This window comes from Marinobacter sediminum, from assembly GCF_023657445.1.
Classification (GTDB): Bacteria; Pseudomonadota; Gammaproteobacteria; order Pseudomonadales; family Oleiphilaceae; genus Marinobacter; species Marinobacter sediminum_A.
The window spans coordinates 3,427,593-3,441,099 of the sequence record NZ_JAGTWY010000001.1; the positions used below are offsets into that span (position 1 = coordinate 3,427,593).

Consider the following 13,507-nt stretch of genomic DNA (forward strand, 5'->3'; position numbering starts at 1 on the left):
GCTCTATGATTGGCGAACTGGTTCCCTATCTCGCACCCATTGTGGTGTTATTGCTGATTCTCGGCTCGGCCATCAAGATCATGCCGGAATACCAGCGTGGCGTGGTGTTTTTTCTGGGTCGGTTCCAGGGGGTGAAAGGCCCTGGCCTGCTGATCATAATCCCTGGAATCCAACAGATGGTGCGGGTCGACCTGCGGGTCATTACCCTGGATGTGCCCAGCCAGGATGTGATCTCCAAGGACAACGTTACGGTCCGTGTGAATGCAGTTCTCTATTACCGGGTAGTGGATCCTGAGCGAGCCATTATCCGGGTCGAGGATTTCAACTCGGCCACCAGCCAGCTGGCGCAGACCACGCTGAGATCGGTGCTGGGCAAGCATGATCTGGACGAAATGCTCTCGGAGCGGGACAAGCTGAATTCGGACATTCAGGAGATCATCGATGCCCAGACTGAGGAATGGGGTATTAAGGTCGCCAACGTTGAAATCAAGCATGTGGACCTGAATGAATCGATGATTCGTGCCATTGCCCGTCAGGCAGAAGCCGAGCGGGAACGTCGGGCCAAGGTCATTCACGCCGAAGGCGAATTGCAGGCGTCGAAGAAACTGGTTGAAGCGGCGGATGTGATGTCAGCGAACTCGGGCTCGATGCAACTCCGGTATTTGCAGACATTGGCCGACATGAGCAATACCAATTCTGCCACCATCGTTTTCCCGTTGCCTATGGAATTGATGACGACGTTTCTGAAGCAGAACAAACCGGCATCACCTCAAGAGCCGGAGCCTGAGGCATAAAAAAAGGCCGGAAGATCCGGCCTTTTCAGCATCGGCGTAAGCCTTACTTCATGCTTGATTGCTCAAGCATGCGCTTGGCGCGCTCGTTTGCTTCGTCAGCAGCTTTCTGAGCTGCCTTGGCAGCGGCCAGTGCTTCTTCTGCAGTCTGCTGAGCAGTACGTGCAGAGCTGGCAGCGCTGTTAGCGGTGTTCAGTGCATTATCAGCGGTTTGCTCTGCAGAGCTTGCAGTTGCATTTGCCTCATCGAGAGCCGCTTGATTGGTCGCACAGCCTGCTGTCAGAGCGGTGGCAAGTGCAAACCCAGCGATCATCAATTTACGCATTATAAATCCCCTTGTTGGTCGTGTTATTTCCTGTGTCCGGAAGACAGTATAGACGACTTCCTGTCCGCCTGGGCCAAATGGCGTTGACTACCGGAGTCGTTAAACAGTGTAAAACACTCTGAGACAAAATGTTAACTAACGATACGGAAATTTTTCTAGGATATGACAACAACTTAATGCTGTTGTCATGATGGTTTCAGGGCAGGATGCTGATGGGTGTACCGTCTGCAACCAGTTGCCAGATTTCGTCCATTTCTTCATTGGTCACGGCGATGCACCCGTCTGTCCAGTCCAGTCCACGGTACGCAAACGCCATATCGCCAGCTTCATTGGGCAGGCCGTGAATCATGATGCTGCCGCCCGGGTTGAGCCCCCAGGCCTGCGCGAGTTCCCGGTCTTTGTCGCTAGGATAGGAAATATGGATCGATTTGTAGAAGTCACTGCCGGCGTTGCGCCAGTCCAGCGTGTAGTTGCCTTCCGGGGTACGTTCGTCTCCCTCGTAGAGTTTGTGTCCGTCCGGATTGTCGCCCAGGGATATACGGTAGCTTTTTATGACCTGATTCCCGTCCATCAGATCAAGGCGTCGTTCACTTTTTCGAACCATTACCCTGTTAATGTCCAGTGCGTTTTCCTGAAACGGCTTTGCTGTCGGCATGCGCAAATCAGCTTTGGCCAGCAGATCCGCCGCAGAGGCCGATACCGGAACTAAAATGGAGCTTGCCAGAAGACAGGCGATGGTCAGATAACGAGTAAACATGATCCTAACTTACCAATGGTTAATCTTCGTAATATGCTTTTTATAACACAGCCTGCCGGTTGGCTGTTAAGAGGTTTTGTTAACTTTTTTGGCTATCTCTTTTCCTGATAGGCTATTTTGTGAACCGTCCATCTTCAGGCCCACCTTGGTGACCTGATCCGCGCTGGTTGCTCTGGCAACCAACGTGACCGGTCCCAGAGTCACGATGTCACCTACCACCGGATGACCTTTGGTGCGTCTGGCAAAGCATTCCGCCAGGGACAGCTCCGGGGGCAGATCATCGAATTCAATGCCGTAAACCTGCTCCACATCGCCTAACAGAGCGTCGCCATTCAGGACGAAGTCACCAAAGAATGCACGCTCGGCAAGATACTTCGGGGCATGACGGCCACTGAGGGCTTTGCCCAGCTCCGGAAGAACACCGGGCGTTGCGAACATGGCGACCATGTCACCGCTGGACACTTCCAGGTCGCCTTTGGGCTGCAGGCACACCCGATTGCGGAACACACCAGCGACGGCGGTGTTCTCAGGGAATCGCAGCTGGCTGAGGCGCCGGGGTGTTTCCCAGGTCTCGCCACGTAGAGGGAACAGCATCAGCTCGTGATCTCCCGCGGCGGGCGCATCGAGGGGCAGGCGACGGTAGGGATCGTCCCCGGCTGGCACCTCCAGGCGCAGTATCCGGGCGAGGGGTGCCATTGTGGTGCCTTGCACCACCAGCGAGACCAGTACGATAAAGAAGGCCGCATGGAAGACAAGCTGGGCCTCCGGGAGGTTTGCCATGACGGGAAACAGCGCCAGTACGATCGGCACTGCGCCTCGCAACCCGACCCAGCTGATAAAGCCCAACTCCCGACGGTTGAAGGCAAAAGGCCAGAGCGTGAGCATGACGGTCAGTGGACGGATGATGAAAATGAGCGACAACGCGAGAATCAGGCCACTGCCCAAAAGCGGCAACAGGTCCGAGGGGGTGACCAGAAGGCCCAGCATCAGGAACAGGCAAAGCTGGGCAAGCCAGGCCAGGCCGTCGTGAACCTGCAGAATCATAGGCATCATCCGGACGGGACGATTGCCAATAACCACACCGGTCAGATAGATCGCGAGAAAACCACTCCCTTCCAGAGCATTGGTGGCAGAAAACACGGAAATTCCGGCGGCTGCGACCAATAGCGGGTAAAGAGATGGCGTCAGGCGGATCCGGTTGGCCAGCTCCACAACGGCAAAACCGCCAAGAATACCAGCCAGGCCACCAATGCCGAATTGCTTTATCAGCATGATCAGCGCCGCCCAGGTTGCGCCTTCACCACTGTTGCTGATCAGAGTAACCAGCATCAGGGTCAGGAAGATTGCCATAGGATCGTTGCTGCCTGATTCGATCTCGAGAGTTGCGCTGACCCTCTCATTCAGGTGCAGGCCACGGCCTTGCAGCAAGGAAAATACGGCGGCCGCGTCCGTGGAAGAAATGATGGCGCCGATCAGCAGGGCGGTCAGCCACTGAAGATCGAATACCCAGCGGGCCACGATGGCGGCGCCGGCAGCAGTCATGAATACGCCCAGGGTGGCCAGCACCAGCGCAGGACGCAAACCAACCCGGAAGGTTTCGGCCCGGGTGCGCATACCGCCGTCCAGAAGGATGACACCCAGTGCAAGGTTGGCAATCAGGAAGGCCAGCTCAAAATTATCGAACTGGATACCACCGGGACCGTCTTCGCCCATGATCATCCCGACCCCCAGAAAGATCAGCAGCACAGGCATGCCAACCCGGCTGGATAGCGGGCTTAGCACAATGCTGATTACCAGCATCAGGGCGCCGATCAGGGTGAGGATTGGATCCATTCGTGCTCCAGACAGAATGCTTGCCCAAAAGCGGGCAGACCGCTTATATTGCTCTCGCGGCCATCGAAAAGCGGGTGTAGCTCAATGGTAGAGCAGAGGCTTCCCAAGCCTACGACGAGGGTTCGATTCCCTTCACCCGCTCCAGTGCCTTTCCTGGCAGGATTCCCTTCTAGTGTAGTTTGAGACGCGGGTGCATCGCACGGCTGATTTTATCCATCAGCCAGATAATACCGGTGCGCAGAAATCCGTGCAGGGCAACCTGATGCATGCGGTACAGTGAAACGTAGAACAATCTTGCCACCTTGCCTTCGATGTACATGCTGCGACCGGACAGATTGCCCATCAGGTTGCCAACGGTGGTGTAGCGGCTGAAATTGATCAGTGAGCCGTGGTCGTTGTAGACGAAGGGCACGGACTTGCCGCCCTCAAGCCGGTTGCACAGGGTTTCGAACAGGGCATCGGCCTGCTGATGTGCTGCCTGGGCTCGGGGGGGTACCGGACGGTCGGAATCTGGCTGGGGACAGGCAGCACAGTCTCCGAAAGCGTATACGTCGGAATCCTGGGTGGTTTGCAGGGTCTGCTCCACCACGAGTTGATTGCTTTTGTTGACCTCCAGGCCGTCGAGTTCCGCGAGGAACTCGGGCGCCTTGATACCGGCAGCCCAGATGGTCATCTCCGAGGGCAGTTCTGTGCCATCTTTCATAATAATGCTGCTTTCCCGGACTTCACTCACCGGTTGGCCCTTCAATACCTTCACATGCTGGTGTTCGAGTTCCCGGGTGGCGGCTGCCGACAGACGCCCGGGAAGGGCGGGCAAAATGCGCTCTGCGGCTTCAATCACAGAGATGGATACATCTGAGGACTGAAGGTGATTCATGCCGTAGACCGGCAGTTCACGGGAAGCCAGGCGTAACTCAGCAGCCAGCTCAACACCGGTGGCTCCAGCCCCGATAATGCTGATGTTCAGGGTGTGGTCATGCCCCTGAAGCGCTTCGTGGTTCTTGCGCAGGAATGCATTCAGCATCAGGTTATGGAAGCGGCGTGCCTGCCTCAGGCTGTCCAGGAACAGGCAGTTGTCCTGGGCCCCGGGTGTGCCGAAATCGTTTGCAGTGCTGCCTACGGCGATGACAAGGGTGTCGTAGTTGATGTGTCGTTCCGGAACAACCTCTATGCCTTCTTCGTCATGGAACGGCGCGATCACCAGCTTTTTTGTCTTGCGATCAAGGCCGCTCATGCGGCCGAGCTGGAACTCGTAGTGATGTTTCCGGGCGTGGGCCCGGTAATTGATCTCGTTGGCATTGGCGTCGAGGGAGCCGGAGGCGACTTCGTGAAGCAGGGGTTTCCAGACATGGGTCAGGCCAGCATCGACCAGGGTTACCCGTGCTTTGTGTTTTTTGCCCAGTTTGTTGCCAAGGCTGGTGGCAAGCTCAAGACCGCCAGCGCCACCGCCAACAACGACGATATGGTGAGGGTTATCCATAACAGTCAGACCTTTAAATGAAGAGAGCCAAGCACTCTGTAAATGAAGAGAGCCAAGCACTCTGGCCGGAAAGCGTTTGGCTGTCCTCACTGCGACTTCTCGAAAGGTAGGGTGCTAATGCTGCACGGTTAATATTAACTCGGCCGGGGCGGCGGGCACAATTAGACGGAAGTGCCTACGCCCTTGGTCATGTTACTTCGATAATTGTCCGGGCATCCGTGGCGAGTATCTCTGGCAAATTTTTCTTTTTATTTTTCAGCCTTTTGTCCACACATTGATCCTCATCCCGAAGGATAACGACACACTCAAGGCACTGGATGCACTCGTCGTAGTCCACCCGACCGTCCTTGCGAATGGCATTGATGCCGCACGCATTTTTGCAGTGTTGACACGGATTGCCGCAGAGTTCTACCCGGTCCAGCCAGTTGAACAGACGAAAGCGGCCCAGTACGGCCAGTCCCGCGCCAAGCGGGCACAGGTAGCGGCAGTAGAATTTGTGGATGAACATGCCGATCACCAGCAGGCCGACGGCATAAACCACAAAGGGCCAGTAGCGGACAAAAAATAACGTAATGCCGGTCTTGAACGGTTCTACCTCGGCCAACCGTTCTGCCAGAGTCAGCGAATAAAAGGCGGTGCCTAACAGTCCGACCAAGATCGGATACTTGAGCAGAATCAGCTTGCGATGCCAGCGCTCCGGCACCCTGACCTGTCTGAATTTCAGTTTCTCCCCGAGCCAGGCCGCCATCTCTTGCAGGGCACCAAACGGGCATAGCCAGCCGCAAAACAGGCCTCGGCCCCAGATGAACAAGGTAATGAAGGTGTAAGTCCAGAGAATGAAAAGGACCGGATCGAGAAGGAAAACGTTCAGTGAGAAACCGTCCCATAGGGCCAGAAACAGGGTATAGATATTGACCACGGAGAGTTGGCCCTGGGCGTAAAACCCAAGGAAGAACAGGGTGAAGAACAGAAAGCCCCAGCGAAAGCGGTGTACCAGTTTGGGATGCCGGCTCAGTGACTTCTGTCTGGCAAAGAAGACGGTCAGCACGGCAAGACCTGTTACCAGAAGGGAAATCTGCCACCAGCGTTCCTTCCACAGACTGACCCAGACAGGTTCGCGGCTATGCTCCGGTAGCGGTGCTACCTCCACGGTTTCAAACAGATCGTCAGAGAATTCCACCGGCACATCCAGGGTGGCCCGGTCGGTCATCAGGTGATTGCGGGCGAGTTCGACGTTCAGCCTGAGTTTGGCGTCCGCGCCCGGGTTGAAGCCGGCGTTGCCGCCCGCCCGGAACAGGGTTTGTTGCGCAAAATCCGGCATGCCCTCGGCCTGGAGCTCAATGGTGCCATCGAACATGTTGAGGTCCCGCATTTCCACCGCAAGATTGTTCTGGACCATCCCCAGCCTGTCGGGCGCACTGGCGGGTACAAAATCATCCGACAGATGAGTGAAGGGTCCGCGGGACATCACCGCCAGGATTTGAGCACCCTTGCCGGCCTTCTCCAACAGACGATTATAGCCGTCGTCTCCCAGCAGATTGCGACCAACCATGGGCGAGTTGATGTAACCGAAGAATAACTCGGTGAACGGTTCTCCGGGCACGGCCTCAGGAGCCCCCGGGTAGTCGGCCAGTGGTCGGCCAAGGATCTCTTCCACGGCCGCGGCGCTTGCCTGCCAATGGCCGATATAGCCGCGATCCACCAGTTCCTGCCAGGACAGTGGCTCGAAAAAATCAGCGCGGGCGCGGGTCGGTGCAGACTGTGTAAAACCTTCCAGTTTGGCTCGGGCGACTTTCAGGGCTGACGACAATACGGTGTCGTTGATGATCAGCACGGACACTGTGGCCTTGCTGACACCGTCAAAATGAACCACGTTGCTCTTCGGATCCCGGGCGCCACGTCTGGAATTCGAGGTGTCGACGATGATTTGTTCGCGCAGAGACCGCCCCGTGTACTGATCAACGAATTCGAACAGTGGCTCCTCGCCCAGCCCGTGCAGGAAGACCGGCTCGTGATGATCCAGGACTCTGACGCCGGTGAAGCGCCCGCGGGCGTCCAGCCCGACCAGCATGCTGATGGGCTTGCCAGCGAATCCCTGCAAGCGGCTCAGATCTACCGAGTCATAGGCATAGCCCAGCAACTCCTGGAGTTGATACACCGGGTACACGGGAAAGTCCGCCAGCTTGTCTTCAATCACTGTGGCTTTCGGGAATAGCTCCTGAATCAGGGCCCGCTTTTTGTCCGTCAGCTCTGCATGGGCAGAGGGCAACAACATCAAAAAGGCCAAAAGGAGCATGATGCGCCCTGCCATGGGGGACTCCTGTCATTTTTTCTTGTTTGCACCTCCATGCTAGAGTTTTCAGCCGCACGCTCAATGCGACCTCGGAGCCAGCTGTCTGCTACTTTGTGAGGAGAAAATGAGGAAATTGCGGACCGGATTCGACGTTGGACAAAACAAGAGAGACGGAAATGAAAATAGCGGTTTATTGTGGTTCCCGGTCTGGAAACGATTCCCTCTATGCGGATAAAGCCAGCGAACTGGGGCGGTTCTTCGGTGATAATGGCGTTGATCTGGTATTTGGTGGTGGCCATGTTGGCCTGATGGGCATCGTTGCTGATGCCGTTCTGGCCGCTGGTGGCAAGGTCTACGGCGTAATCCCGGAACACCTGCGGGATCGTGAGCTGGCCCATAGCGGTCTGACCGAACTGTACGTAGTGAAGGATATGCACGAGCGCAAGGCCAGGATGGCGGAGCTCGCGGACGGCTTTGTTGCCCTGCCCGGTGGCATAGGTACCCTTGAAGAAATCTTCGAGGCCTGGACCTGGGGCCAGCTGGGATTTCATCACAAGCCCTGTGCTCTTTATAACGTGAACGGCTTCTACAAACCGTTGCTGGACATGGTAAGAACCATGGAAGCAGCCGGGTTCATGAAACAGGAATACATTGACATGCTCGTTCTCGCGGAAACGCCCGAGCAACTGGTTGAGGGTTTCAGAAACTACACCCCACCCCACGAAAAATGGACCTGAGTGATGCACCGGAAGTGCCGATAAGGACGGCTCGGAATGCAGGAACTTGTTGAGGGCGCTGGGGCTGTCGTTTGGGGGCCTCTGACCATGGCATTCGATGCCGCCGTTCCGGGTCTTGGTAAGCTGGCGGTGCCGAACCTGATCGCCATCCTGCTGCTTTCACCACTGGTAGTCCGGCTCTCCCGTGATTATTTCCTTCGCCGGACTGCGGAGGCGGCGCTCTAAAACGCCGCTTCCGCTTAAGTGAACCTGCGGCCAGGTTCACTGGTTTTCATCACGTGCCTTTTGCAGCTTTTCCAGCTTTTCGTGCAGCAGTGCTTCCAGCTTGATCAGCTGTTCCCGGTTCTTTTCGTTGGGTTTGTTGGTATACAGATTGACATAGGTCTCGGTGACCTGGGTGAGGATCGGGTGGAGTTTTTTGTAGTCTTCTTCGGCCATGGTCAGTCTCCTTTCGTTTATGGTCATCATTACTGTAACTATGGATCATCCTGTCCATTGATCAAGGGGTGGTTTACAGACGAGATACTTTGGCCATCAACCGTCGCCAGTCGATAGGTAGTTGTTTTTCCAGTTCGCTCAGCAGAGGATCTCTGGCGTGCATGGCTTCGAAAGGTCTTTTGCTGGCGTAAATGACCGTATTGTTGCTCTTGCTCCTGAACATCAGGACGACCGAAAAATGCTTTTTGATCTGCCGGAAATAGGGCCCCTCCGGATCGGGCGAGCGGTGATAGTTCAGGGCCAACCAGCCACCGGGGCTGAGCACCCGGCTGCAGTGATCAATGAACATTCGCTGGGCCTGGGCCGGGCTCATGCGGTCTGCGTTGTAAAGATCCGCCAGGATCAGGTCCGTGCTTGCCTCGGGCATTTGCTCCAGGGCTACCCGGGCGTCGGCGACGGTGACAGTCAGTCGGTCACTTTCCGGCAGGTCGAAGAACTCCCGGGAAACGTCCAGCACGGCTTGCCGTAACTCCACCGCATGGACGTGGCACTCCGGGTAAAGGTGATGGAAAGCGCTGGCCATGACACCTCCGCCAAGCCCCAGGATAGTCACGTGCCCGGGTTTTTTGAACGCTGCCGGTAGCATCATGGCCCGGTTGTATTCGTGGACGGGCAGGTACGGCCAGCGCCGGTCAATCTTGCTCTGTTCGAAGATCGAATTGAAGGTCAGGACCCGGTGTTTGCGGTAATCGACCACCAGAATACTGCCGAGTGAATCGCGGGTGTGGTGAACAATCTCTCCCTGGTTGAACACGGCGATCATTGGCTCAGCTTGGTGATCGCATCCTCTGCACCCATGGTCTTCGCATGGCTGAGTGCCGTGTTGCCGTCTGCGTCAGATACTTCCGGGTCGGCGCCCGCTTCCAGCAGCTGGTCAATGATATCTCCGCGATTGTGTCTGGCGGCCATCATCAGCGGTGTTTCCTGTTGGTTGTTGGCCAGGTCCGGGCTTGCGCCCTTTTCAAGCAGCATTCGGACGGCTTCCCTGTGGCCGTTGCAGCTTGCGAGCATGAGCAGGCTGTCTCCTTCACTGGTGCGTATATCTACCGGCACACCCGCTTCCAGCAATGGGTGAAGCATGGTAGTACCGCCGTTCCGGGCCAGTTCAAAGATGCCCCTGGCAAAGGCGATAGCGTCTTCATCCTGTTGGTTCTCGGGCTGTTGTGGCTGGCCGGGTTTCTGGTCGCTCATGGTGGCTCCGTGGACAGTGAGTTGTCGGGTGTGTGCGAGTGTACGTTCAGATACACCCTGTCTGCTAATCTGGACAGAGGCACAAGACCACTGTTAAAACCTTTGTATCACAGATCTGGTTTGTTCCAGAGACAGGTAACAAGACAATAGCCAACGACTTACAGGAGGCAGCGGCGTGAAGCTAGATGTTCGAGGTATTGAAGAGGGTCAGCCAATTTCGGAGAAGTTCGCATTTGGCGTCTACAACGAAGAAGATCACATGAGTTTCGGGCCTAACCGTAACCCCGAAATCATCTGGGAAGCTGCGCCAGAAGGTACCAGAAGCTTTGTGGTGATGGTGTTTGATCCGGATGTGCCCAGTGTGGCAGATAATGTGAACCAGGAAGGTAAAACCGTGTCTGCGGACGTGCCGAGAGTGGATTTTTTCCACTGCCTTCTGGTGGATATACCCGCCAACATCAGCCGCATTCCCGAGGGTGAGGACAGCGATGGTGTGATTCCCAAGGGTAAAGAGCCAGGCCCGGGCCCCATCGGCATTCGCGGTGTGAACAATTACACCCAGTTCCTTGCCGGCAATCCGGATATGGCTGGAACCTATGGCGGTTATGATGGCCCCTGCCCGCCCTGGAATGACGAGATTATTCACCACTACCATTTCGAAGTACATGCACTTGATGTGGACAGCCTTGGCCTCAAAGGCGAGTTCGACGGCAATGATGTCCGGGAAGCCATGGCCGGGCATGTATTGGCGAGTGCCCGGGTGACGGGAACCTACACTCTCAATCCGGAACTGCGTTAATTCATTAGCAATAGCTTGCTGATAGCCACGTTATTGCCGGAGCCATCTCACCCCGGTTCCGGGAAATAGCCCGGCAGTTCGTGAAGGCGTTCGGTGCACCGGTCTGGAGCTCTCTGCGGTGTCCAAACTGGCCGTAAAACAGCCGGGAGAGCACCAGGAGGTCTGAGATTCCATCCGGGGCGTTGCGGAGAGACCCGGCCGGGGCTTGTTATCTTGCCGGCCGGGTTCGTTTAGCAGGTCAATCGGTTAGCTGGATGATCCCCTGTTGTCCTTTGCCATGCTATGGACACTCGCCGGATGGTTTCCGGCTTCCATGTCGTCGATACTTACTCCTTCTGCGTGGGCTGTTGCTCCCAATGCGAAGGCGAAAAGAGCGCTTATCAGTGTCAGGGTTTTCATGATTCTGTCCTCTTCGTTGGTAACGGCCGTCCCCCTTTTGCCGTGGCTTGAGCCAAAGGAGGTGGCTTTCGCTATTTGGACACGCGATCCAACGAAGGATTACAGATTATTTGCAGGTCAAAGTTGAGTCGGTTATGACGAAACGTCATTTGGCGCTGTAGGCGTCAAGAATCTGTGCCATGTCGTTGCCCAGCGCTTCCAGGTCTGCAGCAGAGAGGTTTCGCTCCGCAATTGAACGCAGGCCCATGATCTGACTCTGTAGCAGTCGGGCCAGACGGCTGCAATCCGTTGACTCTTTCAGTTCGCCCCGTCGTTTAGCCTCTTCCAACAGTTCCGAGAATGATTGCTCTATTGCGCCCAGGATTTCCCGGGCCTGGTCTGAATGCCCCGTGTGTGTATTGCTCGACTCCAGCAGGGTTTTAACGATGAGACAGGCTCGGGACGGCACGTCCTCACTGTCGGTACAGCCATTTGCGATTTTCCGGAGGTAGTCTTTGAGCCCGCTCAGAATGGAATCGTAATGGGTCATATGCTCGGCCAACTCTCTGCCGCCGGCCTCGGCATAGCGGACCAGGGCCTCGGAATAGAGGCCATCCTTGCTGCCGAAGGTAGCGTAGATACTGCCGGGGCGCATATCCAGAGCTTGCTCAATCTGTTTCATTGAGCTGCCGTGATAGCCCCTCTTCCAGAACAGGCCAATGGCCTCGCCGAGAGCAGCTTCCCGATCAAAACTGGGACTTCTGGCCATGAGTGTCACCGTTGATTGCGATTTTGAATGTCCACTCAATTATATCTTGAATGATCGTTCATTAACAGATAGGGTTAAGGAGTACTTGAATGATCGCTCATTAATTTGGAGGTACACATGGCGGAATTTAAAAAACACGATATGAACACCGCGCCGGAAGGCGCAAAGCCTTTGCTGGAAAACTCACAGAAAAACATGGGCAGGATTCCGGGGCTTCATGGGATTATGGCAGAATCACCCCAGTTGCTTGAGGGATACCAGAAGCTGCATCAGCTAGTGCTGGAAACCAGCTTCGACAACGACGAGAAAACCGTGGTCTGGCAGACCATCAACGTTGAGAACGCCTGCCATTACTGTGTGCCGGCACACACCGGGATTGCGAAAATGATGGGCGTGTCCGACGACATTATCAATCCTTTGCGGGATGAAACGCCTCTGCCCAGCGAAAAACTGGAAGCTTTGCGGACCTTCACGCTGGCCGTTATGAACAAACAGGGCAACGTCAGCCAGGAAGACATGGCCGCATTCTTCGAGGCCGGTTACAACAACCGCCAGGTGTTGGAGGTGATTCTGGTGTTGTCACAGAAAGTGATCAGTAACTACGTCAACCATATCGCCGAAACGCCGGTCGACGAGCCCTTTAAAAAGTTTGCCTGGAGCAAGAACCAGTAATGGCCTCACAGACCGCGTGGGAAGTTCCGCGCGGTCTGCAAATTCTCACCGACTCTTCCTGCCTCCCACCTGACGGGTACAATAACCCGATGAACCGTTCAAAATGGGTTTTCCGTCTTTCCGTGCTGGTTATCGTCGCGCTCGTGATGGCTGTGATCTGGCTGGTGCTTCGCCAACTGGGTATGCCAGCGAGTCTGGCGCCCGTAGCGCTGTCTGAATGGCTGAATCAACAGGGTATGTTCGGACCAGTGCTTCTGATGCTGATGATGATCCTCGCAGTGGTTGTCGGGCCAATCCCCACTCTTCCTGTCAGTGCAGCCGCAGGGCTCGTTTTCGGCATGTTTACGGGAACCGCGATCGCGGTCGTGGGCGCCCTCTCGGGATCCATTATTGCGTTTTACCTGGCGCGGATCCTGGGGCGTGAAGCGATTCGATGCAAGCTCGCTGATAACCCGGTGTTCTCAGCCCAGGGGTCCCAGCGCTTTCTGTTTGTAGCGGTTATGTTGACGCGTTTGATCCCGCTCTTTTCGTTTGCCCTGATCAGTTATGCCGCCGGTGTCACGGCGATCTCTCTCTGGCGTTATGCGCTCGCGACAACCGTTGGCATGCTACCCATGACCTTCGTGTTTGCCGGACTGGGCAACAGCTTTGAACTCAATCCGATGCTGACGGTTGTGGCCGCGGTTTTCATCCTGGTGGTTATGAGTACGTTACCCCTGTACCTCAGCAGACGTCCCCACTCCCGGCTGGCCCGCTGGCTGCACCTGAATGCTGAAGCCTGAGGTTTCAGCCATTGTCTGTGTAACAGAACGGCGTTGTCCTGGTCTGTAGTCATGATTCTCAATTGTTACCGATCTGACTGACCTTGGAGTGATTATGCGTGGTTATGGATTCGTGTCAGGCGTTCTTGCCCTGTCCACTTTGCCTTGAACTGTGCTCTCTCAATCGGCCTGCTAACGCCGGGTGGCAGATCTCGACTGATGT

The 13,507-nt window shown here is 55.9% G+C and carries 16 protein-coding genes and 1 tRNA gene; 7 read left to right on the top strand and 10 right to left on the bottom strand.

What is annotated here, in order from left to right; genetic code table 11:
* The first annotated feature begins 5 nt into the window (after positions 1–5).
* Positions 6–794 carry a slipin family protein gene (locus KFJ24_RS16015; RefSeq protein ID WP_250832093.1) on the top strand — a complete coding sequence of 263 codons (789 nt, stop codon included), beginning with the start codon at positions 6–8 and terminating at the stop codon, positions 792–794.
* A 43-nt stretch (positions 795–837) separates the two neighbouring features.
* Here the strand turns inward: KFJ24_RS16015 and KFJ24_RS16020 are convergent, their stop codons facing one another.
* The 3 genes from KFJ24_RS16020 to KFJ24_RS16030 all read right to left on the bottom strand — a co-directional run bounded on the left by KFJ24_RS16020 (position 838) and on the right by KFJ24_RS16030 (position 3,706).
* Entirely contained in the window at positions 838–1,116 is a 279-nt protein-coding gene (locus tag KFJ24_RS16020) for an Lpp/OprI family alanine-zipper lipoprotein (RefSeq protein WP_250832094.1), read from the bottom strand.
* Between the two features lie 196 nt (positions 1,117–1,312).
* A complete protein-coding gene (locus KFJ24_RS16025; RefSeq protein WP_250832095.1) occupies positions 1,313–1,873 on the bottom strand; it encodes a L,D-transpeptidase family protein in 561 nt (186 codons plus the stop codon).
* Between the two features lie 66 nt (positions 1,874–1,939).
* A complete protein-coding gene (locus KFJ24_RS16030; protein WP_250832096.1) occupies positions 1,940–3,706 on the bottom strand; it encodes a potassium/proton antiporter in 1,767 nt (588 codons plus the stop codon).
* 70 nt (positions 3,707–3,776) lie between these two features.
* Here KFJ24_RS16030 and KFJ24_RS16035 point away from each other — a divergent pair.
* Positions 3,777–3,850, top strand: a tRNA-Gly gene (locus KFJ24_RS16035).
* Positions 3,851–3,875: 25 nt separating this feature from the next.
* On the opposite strand, the gene KFJ24_RS16040 is transcribed toward KFJ24_RS16035, so the two are convergent.
* Positions 3,876–5,186, bottom strand: a complete 1,311-nt coding sequence (locus tag KFJ24_RS16040; protein ID WP_250832097.1) for an NAD(P)/FAD-dependent oxidoreductase — start codon at positions 5,184–5,186, stop codon at positions 3,876–3,878.
* A 187-nt stretch (positions 5,187–5,373) separates the two neighbouring features.
* Positions 5,374–7,497 carry a NosR/NirI family protein gene (locus tag KFJ24_RS16045; protein WP_250832098.1) on the bottom strand — a complete coding sequence of 708 codons (2,124 nt, stop codon included), beginning with the start codon at positions 7,495–7,497 and terminating at the stop codon, positions 5,374–5,376.
* A gap of 158 nt (positions 7,498–7,655) precedes the next feature.
* Between KFJ24_RS16045 and KFJ24_RS16050 the strand changes: the two genes are divergently transcribed.
* Positions 7,656–8,216, top strand: coding sequence for a TIGR00730 family Rossman fold protein (locus KFJ24_RS16050; RefSeq protein WP_250832099.1), 561 nt, complete (start codon positions 7,656–7,658; stop codon positions 8,214–8,216).
* Between the two features lie 36 nt (positions 8,217–8,252).
* Complete coding sequence (locus KFJ24_RS16055) at positions 8,253–8,441, top strand: hypothetical protein (protein ID WP_250832100.1); 189 nt, start codon at positions 8,253–8,255, stop codon at positions 8,439–8,441.
* A gap of 36 nt (positions 8,442–8,477) precedes the next feature.
* Here the strand turns inward: KFJ24_RS16055 and KFJ24_RS16060 are convergent, their stop codons facing one another.
* From KFJ24_RS16060 to KFJ24_RS16070, 3 genes are all read right to left on the bottom strand, one after another.
* A complete protein-coding gene (locus tag KFJ24_RS16060; RefSeq protein ID WP_250832101.1) occupies positions 8,478–8,654 on the bottom strand; it encodes a hypothetical protein in 177 nt (58 codons plus the stop codon).
* Between the two features lie 73 nt (positions 8,655–8,727).
* On the bottom strand, positions 8,728–9,468 hold the full coding sequence (locus tag KFJ24_RS16065) for a spermidine synthase (protein ID WP_250832679.1): 741 nt from the start codon (positions 9,466–9,468) through the stop codon (positions 8,728–8,730).
* A 5-nt stretch (positions 9,469–9,473) separates the two neighbouring features.
* A complete protein-coding gene (locus KFJ24_RS16070) occupies positions 9,474–9,905 on the bottom strand; it encodes an ankyrin repeat domain-containing protein (protein WP_250832102.1) in 432 nt (143 codons plus the stop codon).
* Positions 9,906–10,080: 175 nt separating this feature from the next.
* Here KFJ24_RS16070 and KFJ24_RS16075 point away from each other — a divergent pair, with 175 nt between their 5' ends.
* On the top strand, positions 10,081–10,704 hold the full coding sequence (locus KFJ24_RS16075; protein ID WP_250832103.1) for a YbhB/YbcL family Raf kinase inhibitor-like protein: 624 nt from the start codon (positions 10,081–10,083) through the stop codon (positions 10,702–10,704).
* A 246-nt stretch (positions 10,705–10,950) separates the two neighbouring features.
* On the opposite strand, the gene KFJ24_RS16080 is transcribed toward KFJ24_RS16075, so the two are convergent.
* Both KFJ24_RS16080 and KFJ24_RS16085 read right to left on the bottom strand, forming a co-directional pair.
* On the bottom strand, positions 10,951–11,103 hold the full coding sequence (locus tag KFJ24_RS16080) for a hypothetical protein (protein ID WP_250832104.1): 153 nt from the start codon (positions 11,101–11,103) through the stop codon (positions 10,951–10,953).
* 145 nt (positions 11,104–11,248) lie between these two features.
* Positions 11,249–11,851, bottom strand: a complete 603-nt coding sequence (locus tag KFJ24_RS16085) for a TetR/AcrR family transcriptional regulator (protein ID WP_250832105.1) — start codon at positions 11,849–11,851, stop codon at positions 11,249–11,251.
* A gap of 117 nt (positions 11,852–11,968) precedes the next feature.
* Between KFJ24_RS16085 and KFJ24_RS16090 the strand changes: the two genes are divergently transcribed.
* Together KFJ24_RS16090 and KFJ24_RS16095 are read left to right on the top strand one after the other, a co-directional pair.
* Entirely contained in the window at positions 11,969–12,523 is a 555-nt protein-coding gene (locus tag KFJ24_RS16090) for a carboxymuconolactone decarboxylase family protein (RefSeq protein ID WP_250832106.1), read from the top strand.
* An 89-nt stretch (positions 12,524–12,612) separates the two neighbouring features.
* Complete coding sequence (locus tag KFJ24_RS16095) at positions 12,613–13,305, top strand: TVP38/TMEM64 family protein (RefSeq protein ID WP_250832681.1); 693 nt, start codon at positions 12,613–12,615, stop codon at positions 13,303–13,305.
* The last annotated feature ends 202 nt before the right edge of the window (positions 13,306–13,507 follow it).